Below are 21,172 nucleotides of genomic sequence, written 5' to 3' on the forward strand. Positions count from 1 at the left end.
CAAAAAACATCAACATGTAATTTTTATTCGATTGTCAGTGATTGGCGAATAACACCTGCCAAAATTTACCACTTCCTCCCGCCTCTGAGTTCGTAATATACTTACTATGGGGAGCCAATCCCAGTCTGGTTTTTGGTGAAATTCAATCAAACCTTAAATTTTACGTGTCGAATATGTGTCGAAGTTTGGGGTGATATTCCCGGCTATAATCGAACTATATAAACTTGTAGCAGGAAATCCAGCTAAAATAATTCTTCGATTAATGGGATTGCAGTTGAGTTTATGTAAACGGAGGCCATAATAATTACGGAGTTTCTGTAACTTTATTTATCCATCCATCTTCCCAAATATTATGTGGTTGCTAATTAAAATGCTTTTGTTGCATGTATTGAACGATGGCACCAATATTCGAATTATTAATTTGCCAACGAGTTCGGGCTTATAGATTAGCTTATTATTCTTTTCAATTTGGAGGGTTAATTGATTTCGTTTTTCATCAAATTTACATTGAAACGCTGATCTATCCCCAATGACCGATAAAAGTTTATCTATATACATCACAATACCCCTTCCTTTGTTCATAATTATAGATCGTTCAAAAAAATGAACAACATAAAAAAATGAACCAAATGAATGTACAGATTTATGTTGAATAGCGGAATAATATATACCGTAATTATTACGCCTTCCATGCATTACTTGTTGCTTGTATTATACAAAAAAATCAGCAAGAAAGCTTAATATGAAAACAATATGCGTGTATTTAGGAGCTAGTTTTGGAAACAATGTTGCATTTAAACAAGCTGTTAATAAGCTTGCTCATGAAATTGTTGATCACGGGCTTACACTTGTCTATGGTGGCTCTAGTCTAGGGATGATGGGTTTATTAGCAACTACAGTTAAAGAATTGGGGGGCAAAGTAATAGGAGTTATAACTACTCACCTTTTAGACAAAGAAAAGCCGTTAGATACTCTAGATGAGCTTTATATAGTTGATTCAATGCAAGAACGTAAAAAAATGCTTCAACAATTGGCTGATGCATTTATAGTTATACCTGGTGGGCTAGGAACACTAGAAGAAGCAATTGAAACCTGGAATGCAATAAAAATAGGTGAACTTAACAAAAAGATGGGATTCCTTAACGTAGATGAATATTTTGTAAAACTATTTAGTTTTATTGAACATTGTCAAGAAAATGGATTTATACACGCTAAGCAATCTACTATACCTATGATACACGCTGATCCTAGTAGTTTACTTGATAATTTAATTCAATCAGAAGAACTTCTTGTAATGGATAAGAAACCTGAATTGGTTTGAAAATGTAATAGGTACCTTATGGATGGTATAAATTTAGAAAAACATCATGCTTTACACTTTGAAATAGGCTAATTTTAAAAATGTTAAAATTTAGTGATGATCAATTTAAGTGAAGGAAGCTCTCCTTTAATCAAATGCCAATAGAATTTGAATAATAAATCAAAATCAAACTTGATAAGGTTTAAACTATTATAACCCCATGCTAAAATCAAAATTTAATTCGTGAGGGATCTACTATGGGCATCATATCGCTTTTCGAACAACTGGCTAGCACAACTCACCATAAAATAAATCTTGATGAGCTATTAAAAGAAGAAGATGTTAACATTCAGCAAGTATTTGCTAATAACGATGCCTCGTTTCTAAAAACCCTTTTCAATGAAAAAGCAATACTTGCTGATAGAACCACAATTTTTGATCTCTAGACCTTCTAGATCTTTTAGCATTAGATATGCAAATTAATCCAAATACATCTTCACTGGTTGTTGTTGGATGTGGAATTAAGTTTTTCGCTCATTTAACAACAGAGACAATTGCTTATATACAACAGTCTGATATCGTTCTTTATTTGGTGAATGATCCTGTTCTAAAGTCATGGATACAAAAGCAAAATCAGAAAACAGAATCGTTGGACTTTTTATATCGCTCATGCTCTCATCGTGCAGAAGCCTATCAGCGTATTACTAATTATGTTTTAGATCATCTATACCAAAAGAAACATGTATGCTTTGCCCTATATGGTCATCCAAGTGTTTTTTCCAAACCGGGATTAGAAGCAGTTAAGCAGGCGCAAAAAAAAGGTTATTTTGCAAAAATCTTACCTGCTATTTCTGCAGAGGCTTGTCTTTTTGCTGATTTATTGATAGATCCTGGCTCTTTAGGATGTCAATCATTCGAAGCATCGGATTTTTTAATTCACCAGCGACAATTAGATTCTTCGTCACACTTAATCTTGTGGCAAATTGATGCGGTAGGCATTATTGACCATGAATCAACAAATAATAAAAAAATGGGGATTTTGCTCTTATTGGATTATTTGCAGCATTTTTATAAGCCTATGGATGAAATTATTATCTATGAAGCTGCCCAATATCCTGGTTTAAATCCTAGAATAACCCGTACGCAGTTACAGTATTTACCGGATATTCAATTATCGACTATTTCAACCTTATATATTCCCCCTGTAAAAAAAACTCATTGTAATGAGACTATATTAAGTACACTCGGATTAATGTAAATGACGGATTATTTAACAACTTTGGCTAGAAAATATGCAGCAAATTATAAAGGATTATCAAAGCATTGTTGGCAGGGTATTATGCTTATTTGTATTAATACGCTTACTATTGGTATTTGCTTTTTCCTGTCGCTCTACTTTGTTACTATTAGGCAGTTTACTCCATCCATGGCTGGATTATTACTTTCTTGTTATGGTATGGGTACTGTTTTAGGAGGACTTATTACTGGTAAATTGTCAGATACGTTTTCACCTCATCTTATTTCAATCTCTAGCCTTTTAGTGCAATCTACAACGTTTTTTCTTTTAACTTACTTACATTCAGTCTTCGCATTAATCCCAAATATGTTCTTGCTTGGATTTGCAGCTTATGGATTTAAAACCTCCAATAATGTATGGATGCTTAGCTTATGTCGAAATGATACAAATTTACGGTATAAAACGATTAGTATTTCACATGTTGCTGCCAATTTTGGATTAGGATTGTCAGGAGTTCTAATTGCTAGCATGACTACTTATGGATTTAAGTCAATTTTTTGTTTATCAAGCTTATTGCTTTTGTGCTCTGCACTTTATCTTTTATTTCAGAAAAATACGAGCACCACTGTACTGTTACCAATCAAAGGACCGCATTACTACGAGCATTCAAATGCGTCTCAAATAACTATATTATTGGTTATTGCATGTGTTTTTCTTGTTGGATTAATTATTGCCCAGTTAAGCACTACTTATCCTCTCTATATTCAAAAGTTATTTCCACATTTAGGTATTAGGGCCGTAAGTATTTTATTTATCTTAGATACTTTTCTAATTGTCTTTTTCCAAGCTCCATTGACTACCTTAGTAGGTGGGCAAAATAAATTATTAGTAACAGGAATTGGGGCTTTATTAATGGGAATAGGGATGTTGGTTTTAAGCTATTCTTCTATATTTGTGCTGGCTATTTTCTCATGCATTATTTGGACAACTGGTGAAATGCTCTTTATCTCTACGGCCCAACTTTTATGTTATGAGCAAAGTAGCAATCAGAAAAAGGGACAAAGCGTAGGATTATTTCAAACTGCATTTGCAGTAAGCAATGTCATTGGACCCGCCATAGGAGGTATCATATATCAAAATTGGGGGGGAAATTTACTTTGGTATTGCAGCATGTTCATTGGGATAATGTGTTTTTTTCTGTGTTGGTATGGCAGCAGAACCTATACTAACACATCCTCTTAGGAAGGAAGCATCTGCTGCAAATATTGCTTCTGATGCAGGTGGAAATAAAGTATCATTAAACCGCTCATCACTATTTAGCAGCTCAAGAGAGTTTCTAAGAATGTTATGAGTATCAATAGAATTATGAAAGTAGCTGAACTTAACAAATTTTGCTATTTGCCCAACAACAGTATCAGAAGACAACGCTCCATCTTTTGATAATTCTTCAATGAAAATATTCATGATATGCTCTAGTTCGCGTACCTCATTTATTGTACTGGAGGCAAGACGTGATCTTGGTGAGAATATACGAGTAGCAGGATGCTGTAATGAATAATATATTGGGAAATAATCTGTTTGAAAATTAAAATGTTTAGGTTGCATCACTGTTGGCCTATATTTTTTTAGGCCATAAGACTCCACAAAAACTTGCTGCAAAATATCTACCGGCAAAGCATTATTATCTGTTGCAGGAGCATAACCAGGAGCAGCCCCCAAAGCAGTAGCAAATAGATGTTTTGCTGTATCGACAAGGTAAGGATTGGGTTTTAAATTACGATTTTTTTGTATGATCGAAAAAGTGATATCATAGTAAATTCTGTTTCGCTCATACTCATATCGATACCATGCCAATTCGTGCAAATATTGTTTTAAAGCTTTCCAACCCGCATCATTATGCAAACTAATTAACCAATTTTCTGAGAAATAAACAATACAACAACGCCAATCAGTACAAATTACCCTACTATTGACTACCTCTCTAAAAACTTGCCAATGTTCATATAGCGATTTTGCTGGTCGACTTTTAATATTAAAATCTCGCTGTAAATTTGAATGATTTAAAGTTGCTCCTATATTAGGTAACATAAATGTTGATCGCGCTCCGGCTGTTGAAGACAACAATCCATTGGGCGTATAAACATGACTCTTTCTTTTATTTAATATGGTTGAGAGAGGAAAAATATCCCCAGGTTTATAAACAAGCCAGGGAATTGTGATTTGTTCATTTTTCAAATCAATATAACACTCAAGCTCTTTCTCAAGAATCATGCCTAAAGGCGTGCCATTTAAGCTATATCCAAGATGCTGAAGAATATCTTGTGGAACATTGGGATCCGTGATTCGGTAGTAGTCTCCATTTATATTCGGAAATAAGGAGCTGCATGTGTCAGCATCGGTATCACCATAAAGATAATAGGCGATATAAAGAGGGTAAGATTGATTCGGCGATAACTGATCTACGATACTTGTGAATATAGGCTCTACTTTTGCAAAACGATGACGAATATCTGACCAAAAACATTTAACCAATCCATTTCTTTCATCAACCGCTGTATACATCAATGCAACATCCTGTATTTTAGGTTGTGTCCTCATTTTTTGCCTTGAACCAAATGAAGTCACGTTCTAGTATGATCTTGTAAAAAACCTCCGATTTTAGTTCCACAAAATAAGGCATGTCAACAAATTAGATTCGCCACTATGATCCTTTTTTAATTAATTTGATTATTATTAGGCTCTTAAATTTAAATGAAAATAAAGCAATTTTTTTCTTTAATATTCGATGTTTCAATTAATCGAGCTCAACCTTTAAGAAAAAACTTATTTTATAAATTTAGATATGAAATCTATCAATTAAAAATAACTTTGGAAAAGGACTGATTTTTAATCAGAAGTATAGGATTAAATATGGAATTATTATGGAAGAAAAAAGCATCATTGAAGTCACTCTAAATACTCAGGAGAAACAAAAACTAACGCAGGCGTTTAAGGATATTGTCTATAACCCATCTGGAGATGAGCAATACATCCAATTGCTCCGGAAAAAGATATACAAAGTATTACCCGAAACATTAATTAATACACTGACAATCCAACGCAGTGTCGATAAACTGGTTTCTGCAATAGTAATTAACAACATTCCAATCGATGAAGCCATTTATGGAAGCCCAGATTTCGAGCAAACGGGAAAATTATTTAAATCAGGAACTCTTAGTGAAAACATCATCACCGCCTTTGCTTCTTTAGTAGGTGAGCCTTACTCTATATATTTCGAGGGGAAGGAGCTTGTTAATAATTTAACCCCACAGAAAAATACTCGATTTGATTATACGGGTATGGGTTCGGAAGTAGAGCTTGATTTTCATATTGAAAATGCAGCGTTACAGTATATTTCTGAGGATGATTATTCGCCATCCGGTATATTCTTTCTAGGTATTCGAATTGATGAAACCATTGAACCAACAAAAACATTCATCGCCGATACTCGAAAGGCCTTAAAATTACTAAGCCCCTATGATTTGAAGATCTTATATGGAGCGAATTTTTATTTAAACCTCCCCTATCGGTGGCGAGAAATTTTCTCTCATGACGCAATGGTAAAATGCTCTGTAATCAGAGGTGCATTGAATAAACCTCGCATAAGTGTCGCCTTTTATTCGAATATGATACTGCCAATCAATCATGCAGCCAAAATGGCATTAGCCCATTTTCACCAGGCAGTCAAAGAAACATCTGAGGTCATCCACATTACTCCAGGAAAATTAATCTATGTGGATAATCGTTTTACCCTGCATGCGCGAGAGCGATTTACGCCAACCTACGACAACCAAGGTTGTCCTTATCGATGGATCCAACGCATCTTTGTAAGCCCCAGTTTATGGGCATTCAGGAATTTTCAAACTGTAGGAGGAAGAGTCTTTCTTCCACATTCTAATAAAGGAATACACAATCATGTTTTTTCACACATCACAGAAGTTGCCTAAAGGACTCTTTAAAGCCTGTGTTGTTCCCAGGCCTATTGCCTGGATCAGCACTAAAGATACTGATGGCAATCCTAATTTAGCGCCTTTTAGTTATTTTAATATCGTCTGTGAAGACCCGCCAATGATTATGTTTGCTACAACAGGTTCACATGGTAGCGGTGGTGCAAAGGATACGTTAAAAAACGTTGAGGAGACTAAAGAATTTACTGTTAATTTAGTGAGTTATATCAATAAGGACGCAATGAATATTACGTCCCTAGATTTTTCACGGGGAATTAATGAATTTCAAATGGCTGAGGTGGGCCATTTGCCCGGAGAAACTATTCAATCCTATCGTGTTAAAGGGTCTCCTATTAGTCTGGAATGTATTTATCACCAATCGGTTCAATTACCGACACCTAATGATTCAGGTTTAATCAACAGAATGGTTATTGCGAAGGTTGTTGGTATTCATCTTAATCCTGACATTCTAACCAAGGATAAACGAATCGATACCAACAAGCTCAATGTGATTGCACGAGTAGGATACAACGCTTATACCAAAGTCAAAGCGCATTTTGAGTTAAACAGACCTTGCGGATGCTGTAATAAATTAATGGATTAAACATAATGAATAAGAAAACAATTAGAATAGGTATTATCGGTGGAATGGGACCTTTAGCTTCTGCATCATTTGTTGAAACTCTTTATATCACTTATCTCAACAAGAATGATTTAAAAGAAGAGTATCATCCTCCTTATGTATATCTGTATTCTGAGCCTTTGCAAACTCAATCTACAGCGTTGATGTCTGTAAATCAAAGTAAAGCGGAGCTCTTAGCAAAGCTGGAAAAAAATATAGTCCATATCATACAGATGGATGTCGACTGCATTGTTATTTGTTGCTTTACGGCCCATACATTACTTCCTCAATTATTGCCTGAATACCAGGCTAAAATTTGCTCAATGGTAACACGAGTTTTGGAACATGTGCTTGCACAAAATAATCAATTTATCGTTCTTTGCGCTTCTTCTGCCAAAGAGGCACAGGTTTTGGAGAGTCATCCACTTTGGGAAAAAGCAGCACAGCAAATTACTTTTGTTGGTAATGAGGCGCAAACACAACTAAATTCCCTGATTAAAGCAGTGAAGGACAATCAGGTGAATGCGAGGCTTCTGGATGATTTTTTAGAATTTATAAGCCAATTTCCAGAACATCAATTTATTATTGCTTGCGCAGAACTCCATATCCTACTTAAAAAGCTCCAAGACTACTCTCAAATACGATTCGCTCACGTGTTTGATCCCTTTTATCACGTTGCTCAAAATATCTGGGGTTAATTAGCATGAAAAAACTCGATTTATTCCCCATTGCAAGAGCCATGGAAACCATTTGCCCTAGCGTTATAAGTGATTTAAAAACTAATTGGAACGAGACTCTGTCTTGCTATATAAAACAAATTTGGCAAAAACCGATTTCTTGTGTAAGCCCAATAGCACGTCAATCAAGAACAAAGTTCTATTCAGCATTGAAGCTTTTCCTTGGGTTACAATCCATTAATTTTGAACGTGCTTTTTCTGAATTTGACCGCTATCCCATTTTGCAAACTGGACCCCATTGTCAGTTGTACACCAATAAAACTGACTTTAATGCAGTCTTGATGAGTTGGATGGGAAGTCAATACCATCAGCTAAACCATATGTTTATTTTAAATAGCGTCACACGTACGCTGCAATGGAGTAAGCAGCAAGGACCAGGATGGCTTAACCTAAAACAAGAAGTGATTAATTTATTTGCTTTGACACCTAAACAGATGTCCAAACTGAGTGTTTGTTCATCCTACCCTGGATTAACTTATTGCATTGATAATTTCTCCCAATATTTGACTCAATCGGATTCTTGTGAACAAAAAGGAATAGAAAAATTACTCACATCAATTGACTCCAAAGAATATGAGGGATTTATTCCAGCATTCACCTTATCGAATCGAAACTTACTCACACAGTGTGATCATGCCCAAGAAATCCAGCCAGTGATCCTAAATGATAACTTCACATCACTTTTAGTAGCAGAACACTTAGGTGAACCGGACGGAATTATTTATCAACTTATTTTTTCACCAAAACAACGTAGCAAGTTGAAACATTTAGTCAATCTCTTAATTCATGAGAAGAGTCATCAGTTCTTAAAACAGGGAACAGATTTTTTTTGGGGTGTTAGAGACAGCAAGATACGTGCCTTAAAAGTGGATGATAATGTTCTTAAAGAAGAGACAACCAATGTAAGTAAACAGTTAAAAATACCATTAGAGCATCAATCCATTCGTACGGCTCTCATTAATGGTCAATTAATTCCCAATATTTTTTTAAGCTTTCTTGTTTTATGCCTCATGCCTCAAATTCGAGTCTTGGGTGGAACTCGGCAGATTGCTTATCTTCCTTTAATCCAAAAAATCTTTTGCAAACTACTCCGCCCAAATGTTGTTGATGAGCAAGAGCTTCTGCAAGAGATGTTAAGTAATGATTTAAATGCATGGGGAACCAACTTTATTCGGGATAAGTCTACACCGCTTGAATGGCTTGGTCGTTTACCTGCTGGAAAGGAATTCTCCTCACTAAGCACTTATTATCTAGATAAATCGGTAGCAGAAATTACACAAGAATTAACGATTTTTAAGGAGCATTCGCTATGGAAGCATATGATATAAACCCATCTCCTTGTTTACTAGTCATCGGCGCACGAGAACATACGTTACAAAAACTTAAGGCGATGAATATCCGATATATGCTAATCCAGTCTCAACAGGATCCTTTAACCGCGTATTTGGATGAGCAAATCGTATTCGTTGATACTTATGAGAATCTTTCAAAACTAAGTCGAATGGCAAAACAATTACATCAAGTTCACCATTTTAGAGCGATTGTTTCTTTTACCGAGTTTGGTTTATATCCTGCAGCATTAATCGCTGAACAATTGAACATTAAAGGCAATGCCGTATTTCCAGTAGAACATACTCGCGATAAATTGAAAATGCGTCGTTTACTAGAGAAAAATCAGTTTAATTCTATTGCTTATCGAAATTGTACCAGTTTAGAAGACGTATATACCTTTTATGATCAAATAAAGGCTCCTTTTATCCTCAAACCCGCTCATGGCGCAGGAAGTAAAGGTGTTTGCTATGTTGGCACCTTTGAGAATATCACTAATGCATGGAATTGGGCGATACGGCATGGCAATCAAGAACTTATTGCAGAAGAGTATCTTTTAGGCCAAGAATACAGTGTGGAATCCTTAAGTTTGGATGGGCAACACCAAATCATTGCCATTACTAAAAAGCTTACAACTGAATTTCCCCATTTTATTGAATTGGGTCATTACTCTCCTGCTCGCCTAACTCCAGAAATACAACAAAAAATACAGCAAATAATTCTTCGATTTTTAGATATTATTCAGCACCAAAATGGCCCGGCGCATACTGAAATTAAAGTACACCAAGGTGAAATAAAAATCATTGAATCACAAACCCGAATGGGAGGCGATCAAATTTGGGAGCTGACCGAATTAACCACAGGAGTGGATGTCATTTCTGAAACGGTGCTCCATTTATTGGGATTAAGTCAAAAAACAAGAAATAAAGAAGAAAATGCTGCTGCTGTTTTATTTTTTGCGCGTGAATTTGAAGAGATTCTTGATATTAATGGCCTTGACTCTGCAAACAATTTACCAGGAGTTGTTCGTATTCATTGTACCCTGAAAAAAGGTCAGAAGTTTGGGAAACTCAGCTCTTCTCAATCCAGGCAAGGATATATTTTAGGAACAGGACGTGATATTGATGAAGCGATTTCTACAGTGCGTTTCGCTATGGAACAAGTACAAATAACAACAAAAGTGCACCAGGATTAGGGAAGTAATATGTCAGAATCTATGTACCTTAGCACCACTCGATCAGATAAAGCATTTTTTAACATTTCTCTCTTTATATTCGCGTTTTTTATCATAAAATTAGGGCAATTTTTGATCGTACCTTTTTTAGCAATTTACTTGAACCATTTTTCACTATCCCCTATTTCTATAGGGGTTATTATTGCATCAGGACAATTAAGTCATAGCCTGACAAGCATATTCATAGGACACCTATCTGATCGTTACCCTCCGCAGCAATTATTCATCATGACTTTATTTGGATCGGCAATTGCCTATGAGTTTCTTTATCAAAGTCAATCATTAGTGTGTTTTATTGTGTTAAATATCATCATTGGTGTATTCCGAGCTATTTTTGATATTGCATCAAAAACGTTGTTGGCCACCAGCATCAATGAGCAACAGAGAACTATTGCTTTTGGTTTGCGATATGCGGTTTTAAATCTAGCAGCTGCTTTAGGTCCACTCATTGGCGCACGTTATGCTGCTGAACACTCCACTCCGCTGTTTCAGCTCATCGCATTCTGTTATCTTTCTACTGGTTTTTTATTGTTAATGTTCTGGTCAAAAAATAAAAATCATCAAACCACCAAAGACTCTCATAGCTCAAAAAGCGTATCCGTCATGGGTACATTGCGACTAATCGCCACGAACTCCTCTTTAAAAAGACTCTTTCTGATTAGTTTCATCTGTTACAGTTTGTATTCCCAAATAACCTCTTCGTTAGCCCAATATATTGTGCAGCAATTTGACGATGGCGTTGTGATGTACAGTAACATGCTAATCGTCAATGGAATAACCTGTGTTTTGCTGCAGATTTTTATTGGACCTCTTCTTAGAAGAGTCAATTATATGTTACTTGCATCTACGGGGTTATCCTTATTTGCCATAGGTTTCCTGGGATTTTGTTTTGCCCAAACTGGCTTAACACTGAATAGCTCCATGCTGATTTTATCCCTGGGTGAGGTTATTTTTTTTCCATTGAATGATGTGTTTCTTGCTAAAATGACACCACCTCATGTGATGGGTAGTTGTTATGGAGTTCTTAATGCCTCCGCAATTGGTTTGGCTGTTGGACCCATTTTAGGAGGCGCAATCTATCAGTTAGCTAACTATTATTCTTTATTTTTAATCTGCTCGATAGGAGCTCTACTTACCATTTTTCTTTATAGAAAATTGTCGCTTTGAATGATACTGATTGAAACAACAACACTAAAAAATAAAAAATCCCTAAAATCCGAGCATGAATAAATCATGTGGGAACTGTTTTAACCAAGTATTAATATGGGTGTCCCACTAACCCCTTTTGTCCCATGCATTTTTTTATAAGTCTACAATACACTGAACCAATCAATCCTCTTTTACCGACTCATTTAACTCAGCTTCAATTTCTTCGACTGTTGGTAAACTACCTTTCAGATCAGTGGGAATTGATTTAGAGAAGATATATTCTGAAACGCCTATGGGTGCACTAATGTTTCGCAACGCATATTCGGCAACGACTTTATTTTTCGATTTGCATAGCAAGATTCCAATAGTTTGGTTATCGCCCGGCTTTCGTAATTGAGCATCAACAGCTGCTAATAAAAACCCAACTGTATGTTCTGGTTTAAATTTCGTATTTTTCAATTCGATGACGACAAATGCTCATAATTTGAGCTGGTAAAACAATAGGTCAACAAAAAACTCCTGCTGGGCCAACAAGTATTGCTTAAGCACTATCCTACTAAAATAAGCGACATCCCAGTAATTGTTAACAGTGTTGCGAAAAGCGTCCTGACAGAAGTCTTTTCTTTCAAGATAAAAATTGAGAGAAAAAATACAAATAAAATTGAGGTCGAGCGTAACCCGAGGATAACTGCTGAATGAAAATGAAGAAAAGCAAAAACTGCCATGCTGTAGCCCAAACCTGCTAGTAAGCCAGCAATAATATATTTTTTCTTGCCTTGATTTAATGTTTCCCATGTTATTTTCTTGAGTAACAACATGGGTAGAAATAATAAAAATGCTTTAAGAACAAATAACCAACTAATATAAGATAAAGGATTACTTGCCGCTCGGATACCATACGTATCGATGGTAGAATAGGAAAAAATAAAAACTCCTGTCCCTATTGCATAGGCAATTCCTTGTAGTGAAAACGGTGATTTTTTAGTTATCCTAGTAAAAATAAACGAGATGATACCCAGTGATAATACAACTACCCCCACAAATTCATGGGTGGAAATGGGGTATCCTACATAATGATGCCAGTAATATAAAGCAAAAAGGGGCGCGCTGCCTACAGCAAGGGGATAAACTGCGCTAACTAATCCATGCTTATACGCATTACTAAGGAAGAGTATATAGCCAGTTTGCACGATGGCACTCATCACAACAAAGCTAAAAGTCGCATAATCAAGCAAAGGTACGATAAACAATAAAGGTGCCGCTACCATGAATTGAGGTATAACCATGAGCGTAACAAACACAACATTATTACTTGATTGTTTTATTTGAATATTCCAAATCGCACTGCCAAAAGTGGATAAGAGAACCAGTAAAAATATTAATGTTTTAAATGACATTAGTAGTCTTCGCAACGTTCGTTAACCTGACCAGGGCAAAAGAGGCTGCACGAATCTGGTCAACCATCACTAGTCAGGTGGATGTAGTTTCCAAGCCGAGACTTTATTTCTTATTCATAACAACAAACTTGAGGAATAGTAAAGTCAAGATTACAACTGGAATAATAATTTCTGAAATAATAATACCAGCGTTATAAGGTGCGAAATTTCCATGTAAAATCATATCTCTAATATGACCATATAAAGCTCCTATTATAAAAAATGACCATCCTAATCCCGTAGCCAGCCAAAATTTTCCTCCAATAAATAAGGATAGGATCCCTAACAATGCCCATGCGCCATCGTGAAACCCTACTTCAAATTGAAATGGACTGCCTGTAGGCCAACCAATCATTTTAGCGGTCATATCAGGAAAGAATACATGGCCGATAAAACCAATTAAACCGATAAGACCTACCGTAAAAAATAGGAAATAGACTAAGTATAAATCTACGATCTGTTCAGCAGAATAATGTTTTCGCCTAATAAAATAGTGAATCGTTGCAAACAATACACAAGCTATAAGAATCACGTTATTAATCATTTTTATCCCCTAATTTATCCTATGTTAACCATAGCACGGCATAAAAAGATAATCAGCGAGTTTATAGTTTTGATGTCAGTTTTTGTCGTCTTAATAGAGATGGTGTTTGGCGCGAGAGCCTTATTCATTAACTCTTAAAAGTATTCTTTTCTTCTTTACCTTTATCTTCAGAATGTTGACTATCGATTTCTTCAATCTTACCTTGTAAATTGGATCGCCAAATACTATTTTTTATCAGTCGGCTGTGTGTTTTCTGGGTTTCCTCTTTTCGTGTTTGCCAACCTTTCTGCCAATCTGGGTTTTCCCAAAAAGGAGAAACCCGCTTTAAGGTGGTTAGATCCGAATTGGTTTCAAGACTTACAAACTTAACCGTATCCAAAGCAACTTTGGAGAATTCGGGTCCAAATTCTGTAGCTAATTTATACACTCTGCGTAGCTCTGTTAGCGTAACCCATTTATCGGAGGGGTCTTCCTCTCTTTGAGCAATTTGTTTTGGCTCGTAGCTCATATTGCCTTTTCCGACTACAAAAATTAAGGGAATTATTGGTTTGCCTTCTTTCTGTCTCTTATAATTTTCGAGAATTAAGTCATTGAGAATAAACTTAAAATAATTATACATGGAGTAAGGGTTGTTTCTGCTGAGATCAGTATGTTTGCTATCGTAGGTATCAGAATTTAAAGCATTGATTCCATCATGTTCATTGATTGCCATACAAAGCTCTTTATAGGCATATTTGCTAAAACCAAATACTACCACTTCGGAACTTTCGCCACATAACTCTCTTATAGATTTTTCATCAACTTTCATATTTATCAAACAAAAAGTGAGATTAATATAATTATAGATTAATAACAGAGCATTATGGTGAGGATATGATTCTTTACATACATACAGAAGTTTCTAAGGTCCAAAAATGCAGCATTGAAATCTGCTTGAGGTGCCCTGAAAATATGACAATAAATGAACTTCATCTCACAACTAAAAACAAAGTTGACTTTTTTTGATCATTTTGGTCTACTGAATTTGGTTCGACGTATCATCGTTGAGCCAAGGATATACCTAATGGAAGGATACAATTGCTTAGAATACTGCGATGAGTAGAGCACTTCTTTCTTGTTGCATGTTCGCTATCAAAATAATAAAAACATGGTGCTGTCAGCGTATGGAATTCAATCTGATAACACCAGAAGCTGTTGTGCCTATGGAAATTAACGTACCGTCTTCTATTAAATGTGGACTCTTATCTTTATAAAAACTCATTAACTGATTTTTAGAATCAAGATGTAAAAAATAGAAGAAGGAACCTGAAAAAGGATGAAAAAAATGATGGCGAGAATTAAATTATTTAAACCCTCACCCCAAAAAAGCACTGCCTCTATTATCAAAGACGTACACGCCGAACATAAGCCAAGCCTTCTCAAAGGATCTTATACGGGTGAGAGATGGCGACACAAAAGTATGGAAAAAACCTTAGATTGGATCACCGATTTAAAAAAATCAGAGAAATTGGCCCAGCAAGCACAAATTAATTTAAACTTATGGGCCAAAAAAAAATCACCTTCACCCAAGTTAGTTGAAGTAATTCCTAAAGATTGGGGACTGGCAACACTTGAAGCGACCAAAAAATATGGGGTCTCTTATTCTGTACTCAATATGGCAAATCCCCAATTTCCAGGCGGTGCTGCCTTAGAGGGGGGAAGTGCCCAGGAGGAAAATATATGGCATCGAAGCACCTGTGCTCAATCTTTATTGGATCCAAGCATTTATTTAGATCAAAAAGCTCAAGCATTTTGCTACCATGAGGCAGCAAAAAAGCTTCTAGAAGCTAAGATAAAAATGACCCAGGAAGAATATGAGGCTTTGAAAAAGCACAGCGGGGAAACCGACACCCAAGGATATAAAGTATTTTTTAGCCCAGAATCCAGGATATGTTTCAGAGGTCCTGAAATAGTTTTTCCCAAAGATCCTGAGGACTTTACATCGGCACGCTATACGGCAGACAGCGGCCTAAGTTATGCCTTTCTTCCTGAATCAGATATTTTCCCGTTTTATGAATTAAGATCCGCCGCGCCGCAACTTCCTTTCACACCCCACGCCTTGGATCTTGAAACCAGGAATCAATATATAGCGGATTTACGAAGACGTATCGCCGCCCAGCTTGATACATTAATCCTTGCAAAACAACCCAACGCAATTTTAGGAGCCTGGGGTTGTGGGGAATTTAAAAATGACCCGCAAATCGTAGCCAAGATATATGGTGAAGAAATTGAAAAACGAGCGCATTTCTTCGACCATATTGTGTTCCCGATAATTAACACCGGTTCATACAATAACTACGCAATATTTAATCAACACCTCACGGATATAAAACTGGGGGCAAAACCTGCTGTTATTTCCAATTTAACACTTGAGTAAATTTATGCCACACCAAAAACTGTGTTAAAAGCTTGTCCAACCAAGCCCAACGTTTTGAGCAGAGCATTCTGCTCTTCCATCTTTGTACATAGAAATTCAACCTTTTCCTCACACTACTTTGCTCCAATTCAAGCTACACTTGTTATATAACTCTTGAAGGATCGTGAGAATGAGTAAAGAACCTCTTGTTATTGGTGACATGAAAATTAAGCCTGGAGAACGCAAAACGGTTTTTTTACCCATGCCCAAATTATATGATTGGACTCCAATTTGTTTGCCAATACATGTCATTAACGGGATAGAGGAAGGGCCTTCGTTATGCCTTACTGCTGCCATTCATGGTGATGAAATCAATGGCGTTGAGATTATTAGACGCTTCTTGAAAAAAAAGGGGCTAAAAAATATCCATGGGAATGTTATTGCAATTCCTATAGTTAATGTATACGGTTTTTTATACCAGGAACGATACTTAATGGATCGAAGAGACTTAAACCGATCGTTTCCCGGCAGTTCAAATGGCTCACTTGCCTCTATTCTTGCACAAATTATCAGCAAGCAAATTTTATCCCAATCTACTCATGCAATTGATTTACACACCGGATCCAATCACCGCTTTAATTTACCTCAAATTAGAGCAAATCTTGATATGCCCGGTATTGAAGATTTGGCTCGAGCTTTTAATGTTCCAGTCATTTTACATTCAACCTTTAGGGATGGTTCTATGCGCGAGTATGCAAATGAGCAAGGTATTCCTATTTTAGTCTATGAAGGAGGAGAGTCTTTACGTTTTGATGAGTTATCCATCCGAACCGGCATTAATGGTATTCTAAGTGTGATGGGAGCCTTGGGAATGGTTCCGCCCGGTAGATACAGAGTAAAAAAATATACCTCTACGGTATCTAGGAACAGTTATTGGATAAGAGCCCCCATAAGTGGCATTTTAAGACACCTTAAAAAATCAGGCAATCGAGTCGCCAAGGGACAGGTAATTGCGGTTATCGCCAATCCAACCAGTACCGAAGAATACAAATTAAAATCACCCATTTCTGGAATTATTATTGGTGAAAATATGTTGCCACTTGTGCATTCAGGCCAAGCCTTGTTTCATATTGCTAGTTTTGAAAAATTAACCCTAGTTGAAGAGCAGCTTGGAAATCTGCAAGAGGCTTTTGATTTGAATGATTATGAAGATTAATGCATTTAAAAATAATTCAACCATAACCGTAATAATGCAGTTACTGCCTGGGGTGATTCCATAGGCGACATATGACCAGAGTCTTCAATAATTGCTAATTTGGCATTTGGAATTTTGTCTGCCAGCTCTGCATGGACAGATAGAGAAAAATTTTTATCTTGGCGTGCGTGAATGACTAAAGTAGGTATTTCCAGTGATGGCAAGAAAGAAGTGCACTCTTGGCGAGCCAGCAGTATTTTTTGTTGGGCAATAAATGCCTGTTGGCCCACACTGAGAAACATGGAATGTACTTCTGGTTTAACCCGCTCATCATACACATAATGTTGTACTAGCTCAGCAGCAACCGTTTGAAAAGCACCTTGCTCCACTTTTCGTATCAATTCTATTCTTTTTTGCTCTTTTTCTTCAGAGTCTTGTTGGGCGGAAGTATTCAATAAGCATAATTTTAAAATGCGTTCAGGAACTCTTCTGGCAAGCTCCAGTGCCAACCACCCACCCATCGAATGGCCTGCCAAAAAAAACGCCCCCTCAACATGCCCTAACACTCTTTGGAGTAAATCCTCGGTGGAGGTACCGTGTAATAAGGGAATAATTTGACAATTCACCAGATCGTGCAAATGATTTGCTTGATAAGACCATACGCGATGATCCGACAAAACTCCCGATAAAAAAACCAAAGTTTTTTTTGACACAATAATCCTTGATTAAGACCAAAGTTTGTAAACCAAAAACATCAAATATAAGCGCGTCGACCCACACCATTTTATTCCTGCAACAGGTCTATTCCATACCAGGACTGTTTAGATTATTACGAAGCAGATAATCTAGTTGTCTTGTGGTGGTGCTGGGTTATCTTTCAGAATTTTACAGTGTAATAATTTCCAATAACCAAATAAATTAGTTTTTCGGGTGGATAGAAGCTTTAGGGCTTGGTAATCAAGAATTGAGTGCATCGAAAAATCCGACTTAAACCCTATAAGCTCATTAACTCGAGCAAATATCTTCTCAAAAAAGCGCATTATCGGGTGCTCCGATGCGAAATGATTCACGAATATAATTTCTGCCGTAGGTTTAGCAACACGGGTTAATTCTTGAAGAAAGGCCTTCACATCTGGAACCACTGAGGCCACATACATGGCAACAATAAAATCAAACCGATTATCAGGAAATTCTAAATGAGCCGCATCCATAATCTTTAACTGTACCCGTTCCTCCAAGTGATTTTTGACCACTTGTTCCTCAGCTTTTTCCAACATTTTTTCGGAAATATCAATCCCCGTAATCATCAAATCAGAACGATAAAGCGGTAGCGACAAACCGGTACCAATGCCAATTTCAAGTACTGTAGCATTTTGTTTTGCCGCTTTATTAACAATTTCAGCACACAAGGAACGGCCTGGGTTAAAAATGGAACCAAACAAAAAATCATAGAAGGAAGCATAAATGTTATAAACTTTTCTAATTGAAGCTACAGACATAAAGCACTCCAGCAAATACCAATAATTTAAAATAACGGTTGGTTTCTTTACTTATCCAATAGTTATAGAGTTTCTATTTCCAATAATTAAATAATAGTCCATGCGTACCGAATATAGGATCACTTTGAGGTACTCCGACATGTTTAATTTGCTCAATCACTCGGGGATGTTCTTCGGCCTTACCATAATTCATATCAAAATCAACATTCCCTGGGTAAGCACCGATACATTGAAAGTCGCTGGATAAGTGCAAACTTTTATGCGCAACACCGGCAGGAATAATAACCACATCACCATGACTTACTGAATAAATCGTACCGTTATCCCCTCCAAATTGAACTGTTCCTTCCCCCGCAAGCATCACTAATACCTCATGGGTCCTACTGTGATAATGATGATAGTCATAAATCGAATCTACCCATGAATTTCCCCAATGGTTTTGTTGTAAAAGCTCTTGGAGTTTCTGAGGGGATTGGTTTTTAACTACTTCCATTTGCTTGTATATTAATAAAGGGTAGCGAGGGTTATTTGGGAACAAACCATTTGCTTTGATAAGCTCATGAAATACTTCTTGGGGCGTTACTGATTTAGTCATATCATTTACTTCCTTGTTACTTCAGATGAAAACCATGCTACGAGACAGAGTTATTCCCATATCTCCATTGTAGTTTACTCAATCACGGAGGAGTAGGGACTGAAGGCTCATTTTCCGATTCTTCTTTTTTTGCAATTGAAAAAAATTGAGTTTTATTGCGCTGTTTTCTTTCTTTTAAAATTCCATCGGCATAACCTGTCCTTGGGTGTTGGCTAAGTAGCGCCTCTTGATAAGCAACCCGCTCTTGTCCTTTGTAGGAGTCAGGATCATCGGAAGTAATACGGCCATCCGGGCCTCTGTAGAATATGGATAATTGGCGTTTTATTCGGGTTGAAGGCAGTTCATTGCGCGGTTTTTGTGGATTATTTCTTAGCATTATATCTCCTTTATTCTATTCCAAATAGAAGTCCATAGTTCTTCCCAAACTTTATATCAAATCTAGAGCGATGAAACAATACAATTCAATTTGATCAATAATAAAATTACTGACAAAATAGCATTCACTTTGGTCCCTAATCTAGATTATTTTTTATTACATGTCATTAAAAGTTGACTTAAACCACCCTATATTTTTATTAAAAAGCAAAGTCTATGAAGCAAGTAAAAATTTATTAGATGGATTTGGATTTAATTACTTTCAATATTTACGTTGTTTTGCAGACGGCTCCATTAATTGCTTAACAAACAATACCGGGCTTTTTGAATACTTCCAACATATTGATAATGCTCCAGTAGTATTCTCTTCATTTGACGATGAGCATGAAAATAATCATTCATACTGGTTTTTTTGGGATCAAGAGTTGCCCCGTACCCCCGTGCAAATTGCTCGCGAAAAATTTAATTTGCACAACGGACTCACTTTAGTTCGTCGGAGTAAAAATTATTACGATATGATTGCGGTAGCCTTACCCTATGAACATGCGAATCCCGGTTCGTTTTATCTCAATAAACTCAAGGCAATTGAGCAATTTATTTTTGACTTTGACCTGCAAAATAAAGATTTAATTCAGATACTGAATAAAAATCCGATTGCATTACCCGAAACCTATCGCGATGTAAATTATAAAGAGCTTTGTTTGAAGCAAGGCAGAATTCCTGTGGTTGGAAAGAACGAGAAAACGTACATTACCGCTCAAGAATTAATGTGCCTTAGATTATTACTGCAAGGTGCAACACACAAACAAATCGCTCAGCTACTTGGGCTTTCTCCTCGTACTGTGGATACCTATTTACTGCGTATTAAACAACGCACAGGATTTTCTTCCAGACTAGAAATGGAACGAATGGTTTATTTAAGCTCGGTACTATAGAGTTCATTCATTTTTGTCCGTATTCAGCACGGACAGACAATTTTTTCTTATCTTTTATACTCCGCCAAGATTTTATTATTCAGGAGAAAAGTCTCATGAACATTTTAGAAAAAAAACCAGCCGAAAAACTATTTAAACAATTCTGTGAGGGATATGAGCAAAGAAATGCATCCTTATTGCTTAGTCTTTTTAGTCAAAATACCAATGTTTGGGGATCAGGAGTCGATGAATATCGGGTGGGTTTAAAAGAAATAGAAGAACAGTTAAGAAGAGACTGGAGCCAATCAGAGCAAGGTAAAATAGAAATAATTCACTTTGTTCCCACTCCAGATGAGGCTTTGTGGGCTGCTGCCATATGCCGTGCACGAATGATCATTGATGGAAAAGAATATTTATTTGAGCATTTACGCGGCACTTTAACTATTGAAAAGGAAGATGGAGTTTGGAAGATCGCCCACATGCATTGTTCTTTTCCTGATTATAGAAACCCTGCAAACGGTTCGTTCCCAGTTGGTAATGAATAACCCAAAGTAAACATATAACGTAAGCCTGGGATTTATCAAGCTTAAATCTCAGCTTCTACTCCCTCTAACTAATAAAAAAA

The 21,172-nt window shown here is 36.5% G+C and carries 23 protein-coding genes; 14 read left to right on the forward strand and 9 right to left on the reverse strand.

Going from position 1 to position 21,172, the window contains the following annotated elements:
• Window positions 1-742 precede the first annotated feature (742 nt).
• The 4 genes from ACWTE2_RS07055 (at window position 743) to ACWTE2_RS07070 (ending at window position 3,779) form a co-directional block, all read left to right on the forward strand.
• Window positions 743-1,321, forward strand: coding sequence for an LOG family protein (locus ACWTE2_RS07055; protein WP_454784780.1), 579 nt, complete (start codon window positions 743-745; stop codon window positions 1,319-1,321).
• Between the two features lie 236 nt (window positions 1,322-1,557).
• On the forward strand, window positions 1,558-1,746 hold the full coding sequence (locus ACWTE2_RS07060; RefSeq protein ID WP_454784781.1) for a hypothetical protein: 189 nt from the start codon (window positions 1,558-1,560) through the stop codon (window positions 1,744-1,746).
• A gap of 26 nt (window positions 1,747-1,772) precedes the next feature.
• A complete protein-coding gene (locus ACWTE2_RS07065) occupies window positions 1,773-2,558 on the forward strand; it encodes an SAM-dependent methyltransferase (protein ID WP_454784782.1) in 786 nt (261 codons plus the stop codon).
• The gene (locus ACWTE2_RS07070; protein WP_454784783.1) at window positions 2,559-3,779 is read left to right on the forward strand and encodes an MFS transporter; all 1,221 of its coding nucleotides are present in this window, start codon (window positions 2,559-2,561) and stop codon (window positions 3,777-3,779) included.
• On the opposite strand, the gene ACWTE2_RS07075 is transcribed toward ACWTE2_RS07070, so the two are convergent.
• Window positions 3,690-5,135 (reverse strand): hypothetical protein, encoded by a 1,446-nt coding sequence (locus ACWTE2_RS07075; protein ID WP_454784784.1) that lies wholly within the window; start codon window positions 5,133-5,135, stop codon window positions 3,690-3,692. The genes ACWTE2_RS07070 and ACWTE2_RS07075 overlap by 90 nt on opposite strands.
• Window positions 5,136-5,458: 323 nt before the next feature.
• On the opposite strand from ACWTE2_RS07075, the gene ACWTE2_RS07080 reads away from it, so the two are divergent.
• Genes ACWTE2_RS07080 through ACWTE2_RS07105 form a run of 6 tightly spaced genes read left to right on the forward strand, consistent with a single transcriptional unit; the run spans window position 5,459 to window position 11,612 of the window.
• Window positions 5,459-6,523, forward strand: coding sequence for a Fe(II)-2OG oxygenase family protein (locus tag ACWTE2_RS07080; protein ID WP_454784785.1), 1,065 nt, complete (start codon window positions 5,459-5,461; stop codon window positions 6,521-6,523).
• Complete coding sequence (locus ACWTE2_RS07085) at window positions 6,492-7,127, forward strand: flavin reductase family protein (RefSeq protein WP_454784786.1); 636 nt, start codon at window positions 6,492-6,494, stop codon at window positions 7,125-7,127. Before ACWTE2_RS07080 ends, ACWTE2_RS07085 begins: the two co-directional genes overlap by 32 nt.
• 5 nt (window positions 7,128-7,132) lie before the next feature.
• Window positions 7,133-7,843: an aspartate/glutamate racemase family protein gene (locus ACWTE2_RS07090; RefSeq protein WP_454784787.1), complete on the forward strand. Its 711-nt coding sequence runs from the start codon at window positions 7,133-7,135 to the stop codon at window positions 7,841-7,843.
• A gap of 5 nt (window positions 7,844-7,848) precedes the next feature.
• A complete protein-coding gene (locus ACWTE2_RS07095) occupies window positions 7,849-9,210 on the forward strand; it encodes a hypothetical protein (RefSeq protein ID WP_454784788.1) in 1,362 nt (453 codons plus the stop codon).
• Complete coding sequence (locus ACWTE2_RS07100) at window positions 9,192-10,406, forward strand: ATP-grasp domain-containing protein (RefSeq protein ID WP_454784789.1); 1,215 nt, start codon at window positions 9,192-9,194, stop codon at window positions 10,404-10,406. The genes ACWTE2_RS07095 and ACWTE2_RS07100 overlap by 19 nt, the downstream gene beginning before the upstream one ends.
• Window positions 10,407-10,415: 9 nt before the next feature.
• Window positions 10,416-11,612 (forward strand): MFS transporter, encoded by a 1,197-nt coding sequence (locus ACWTE2_RS07105; protein WP_454784790.1) that lies wholly within the window; start codon window positions 10,416-10,418, stop codon window positions 11,610-11,612.
• Window positions 11,613-11,774: 162 nt separating this feature from the next.
• Here the strand turns inward: ACWTE2_RS07105 and ACWTE2_RS07110 are convergent, their stop codons facing one another.
• The 4 genes from ACWTE2_RS07110 to ACWTE2_RS07125 form a co-directional block, all read right to left on the reverse strand.
• Entirely contained in the window at window positions 11,775-12,059 is a 285-nt protein-coding gene (locus tag ACWTE2_RS07110) for a PDDEXK nuclease domain-containing protein (RefSeq protein WP_454785022.1), read from the reverse strand.
• An 83-nt stretch (window positions 12,060-12,142) separates the two neighbouring features.
• Window positions 12,143-12,991, reverse strand: coding sequence for an EamA family transporter (locus ACWTE2_RS07115; RefSeq protein WP_454784791.1), 849 nt, complete (start codon window positions 12,989-12,991; stop codon window positions 12,143-12,145).
• Between the two features lie 103 nt (window positions 12,992-13,094).
• Window positions 13,095-13,574: a DUF6790 family protein gene (locus tag ACWTE2_RS07120; RefSeq protein ID WP_182392068.1), complete on the reverse strand. Its 480-nt coding sequence runs from the start codon at window positions 13,572-13,574 to the stop codon at window positions 13,095-13,097.
• Between the two features lie 127 nt (window positions 13,575-13,701).
• On the reverse strand, window positions 13,702-14,382 hold the full coding sequence (locus tag ACWTE2_RS07125) for a hypothetical protein (protein ID WP_454784792.1): 681 nt from the start codon (window positions 14,380-14,382) through the stop codon (window positions 13,702-13,704).
• 516 nt (window positions 14,383-14,898) lie between these two features.
• On the opposite strand from ACWTE2_RS07125, the gene ACWTE2_RS07130 reads away from it, so the two are divergent.
• On the forward strand, window positions 14,899-15,990 hold the full coding sequence (locus ACWTE2_RS07130) for a poly(ADP-ribose) glycohydrolase domain-containing protein (RefSeq protein ID WP_454784793.1): 1,092 nt from the start codon (window positions 14,899-14,901) through the stop codon (window positions 15,988-15,990).
• Between the two features lie 169 nt (window positions 15,991-16,159).
• On the forward strand, window positions 16,160-17,185 hold the full coding sequence (locus tag ACWTE2_RS07135; protein ID WP_454784794.1) for a succinylglutamate desuccinylase/aspartoacylase family protein: 1,026 nt from the start codon (window positions 16,160-16,162) through the stop codon (window positions 17,183-17,185).
• Window positions 17,186-17,190: 5 nt separating this feature from the next.
• Here the strand turns inward: ACWTE2_RS07135 and ACWTE2_RS07140 are convergent, their stop codons facing one another.
• The 4 genes from ACWTE2_RS07140 to ACWTE2_RS07155 form a co-directional block, all read right to left on the reverse strand.
• Window positions 17,191-17,877, reverse strand: coding sequence for an alpha/beta fold hydrolase (locus ACWTE2_RS07140; RefSeq protein ID WP_182392072.1), 687 nt, complete (start codon window positions 17,875-17,877; stop codon window positions 17,191-17,193).
• 132 nt (window positions 17,878-18,009) lie between these two features.
• Window positions 18,010-18,663: a phospholipid N-methyltransferase PmtA gene (gene pmtA, locus ACWTE2_RS07145; RefSeq protein WP_454784795.1), complete on the reverse strand. Its 654-nt coding sequence runs from the start codon at window positions 18,661-18,663 to the stop codon at window positions 18,010-18,012.
• Between the two features lie 73 nt (window positions 18,664-18,736).
• Window positions 18,737-19,258 (reverse strand): cupin domain-containing protein, encoded by a 522-nt coding sequence (locus ACWTE2_RS07150; RefSeq protein ID WP_454784796.1) that lies wholly within the window; start codon window positions 19,256-19,258, stop codon window positions 18,737-18,739.
• A gap of 82 nt (window positions 19,259-19,340) precedes the next feature.
• Window positions 19,341-19,634: a hypothetical protein gene (locus ACWTE2_RS07155; protein ID WP_454784797.1), complete on the reverse strand. Its 294-nt coding sequence runs from the start codon at window positions 19,632-19,634 to the stop codon at window positions 19,341-19,343.
• A 160-nt stretch (window positions 19,635-19,794) separates the two neighbouring features.
• Between ACWTE2_RS07155 and ACWTE2_RS07160 the strand changes: the two genes are divergently transcribed.
• On the forward strand, window positions 19,795-20,568 hold the full coding sequence (locus ACWTE2_RS07160) for a helix-turn-helix transcriptional regulator (RefSeq protein WP_454784798.1): 774 nt from the start codon (window positions 19,795-19,797) through the stop codon (window positions 20,566-20,568).
• 95 nt (window positions 20,569-20,663) lie between these two features.
• Complete coding sequence (locus tag ACWTE2_RS07165) at window positions 20,664-21,092, forward strand: nuclear transport factor 2 family protein (RefSeq protein ID WP_454784799.1); 429 nt, start codon at window positions 20,664-20,666, stop codon at window positions 21,090-21,092.
• The last annotated feature ends 80 nt before the right edge of the window (window positions 21,093-21,172 follow it).

The organism is Legionella nigrisilvae (assembly GCF_977063395.2).

Bases quoted from the DNA above. Each gene is read 5' to 3' on its own strand.
- ACWTE2_RS07055 (WP_454784780.1), top strand. From the start codon at position 743: ATGAAAACAATATGCGTGTATTTAGGAGCTAGTTTTGGAAACAATGTT.
- ACWTE2_RS07060 (WP_454784781.1), top strand. From the start codon at position 1,558: ATGGGCATCATATCGCTTTTCGAACAACTGGCTAGCACAACTCACCAT.
- ACWTE2_RS07065 (WP_454784782.1), top strand. From the start codon at position 1,773: ATGCAAATTAATCCAAATACATCTTCACTGGTTGTTGTTGGATGTGGA.
- ACWTE2_RS07070 (WP_454784783.1), top strand. From the start codon at position 2,559: ATGACGGATTATTTAACAACTTTGGCTAGAAAATATGCAGCAAATTAT.
- ACWTE2_RS07075 (WP_454784784.1), bottom strand. From the start codon at position 5,135: ATGAGGACACAACCTAAAATACAGGATGTTGCATTGATGTATACAGCG.
- ACWTE2_RS07080 (WP_454784785.1), top strand. From the start codon at position 5,459: ATGGAAGAAAAAAGCATCATTGAAGTCACTCTAAATACTCAGGAGAAA.
- ACWTE2_RS07085 (WP_454784786.1), top strand. From the start codon at position 6,492: ATGTTTTTTCACACATCACAGAAGTTGCCTAAAGGACTCTTTAAAGCC.
- ACWTE2_RS07090 (WP_454784787.1), top strand. From the start codon at position 7,133: ATGAATAAGAAAACAATTAGAATAGGTATTATCGGTGGAATGGGACCT.
- ACWTE2_RS07095 (WP_454784788.1), top strand. From the start codon at position 7,849: ATGAAAAAACTCGATTTATTCCCCATTGCAAGAGCCATGGAAACCATT.
- ACWTE2_RS07100 (WP_454784789.1), top strand. From the start codon at position 9,192: ATGGAAGCATATGATATAAACCCATCTCCTTGTTTACTAGTCATCGGC.
- ACWTE2_RS07105 (WP_454784790.1), top strand. From the start codon at position 10,416: ATGTCAGAATCTATGTACCTTAGCACCACTCGATCAGATAAAGCATTT.
- ACWTE2_RS07115 (WP_454784791.1), bottom strand. From the start codon at position 12,991: ATGTCATTTAAAACATTAATATTTTTACTGGTTCTCTTATCCACTTTT.
- ACWTE2_RS07120 (WP_182392068.1), bottom strand. From the start codon at position 13,574: ATGATTAATAACGTGATTCTTATAGCTTGTGTATTGTTTGCAACGATT.
- ACWTE2_RS07125 (WP_454784792.1), bottom strand. From the start codon at position 14,382: ATGAAAGTTGATGAAAAATCTATAAGAGAGTTATGTGGCGAAAGTTCC.
- ACWTE2_RS07130 (WP_454784793.1), top strand. From the start codon at position 14,899: ATGATGGCGAGAATTAAATTATTTAAACCCTCACCCCAAAAAAGCACT.
- ACWTE2_RS07135 (WP_454784794.1), top strand. From the start codon at position 16,160: ATGAGTAAAGAACCTCTTGTTATTGGTGACATGAAAATTAAGCCTGGA.
- pmtA (WP_454784795.1), bottom strand. From the start codon at position 18,663: ATGTCTGTAGCTTCAATTAGAAAAGTTTATAACATTTATGCTTCCTTC.
- ACWTE2_RS07150 (WP_454784796.1), bottom strand. From the start codon at position 19,258: ATGACTAAATCAGTAACGCCCCAAGAAGTATTTCATGAGCTTATCAAA.
- ACWTE2_RS07155 (WP_454784797.1), bottom strand. From the start codon at position 19,634: ATGCTAAGAAATAATCCACAAAAACCGCGCAATGAACTGCCTTCAACC.
- ACWTE2_RS07160 (WP_454784798.1), top strand. From the start codon at position 19,795: ATGTCATTAAAAGTTGACTTAAACCACCCTATATTTTTATTAAAAAGC.
- ACWTE2_RS07165 (WP_454784799.1), top strand. From the start codon at position 20,664: ATGAACATTTTAGAAAAAAAACCAGCCGAAAAACTATTTAAACAATTC.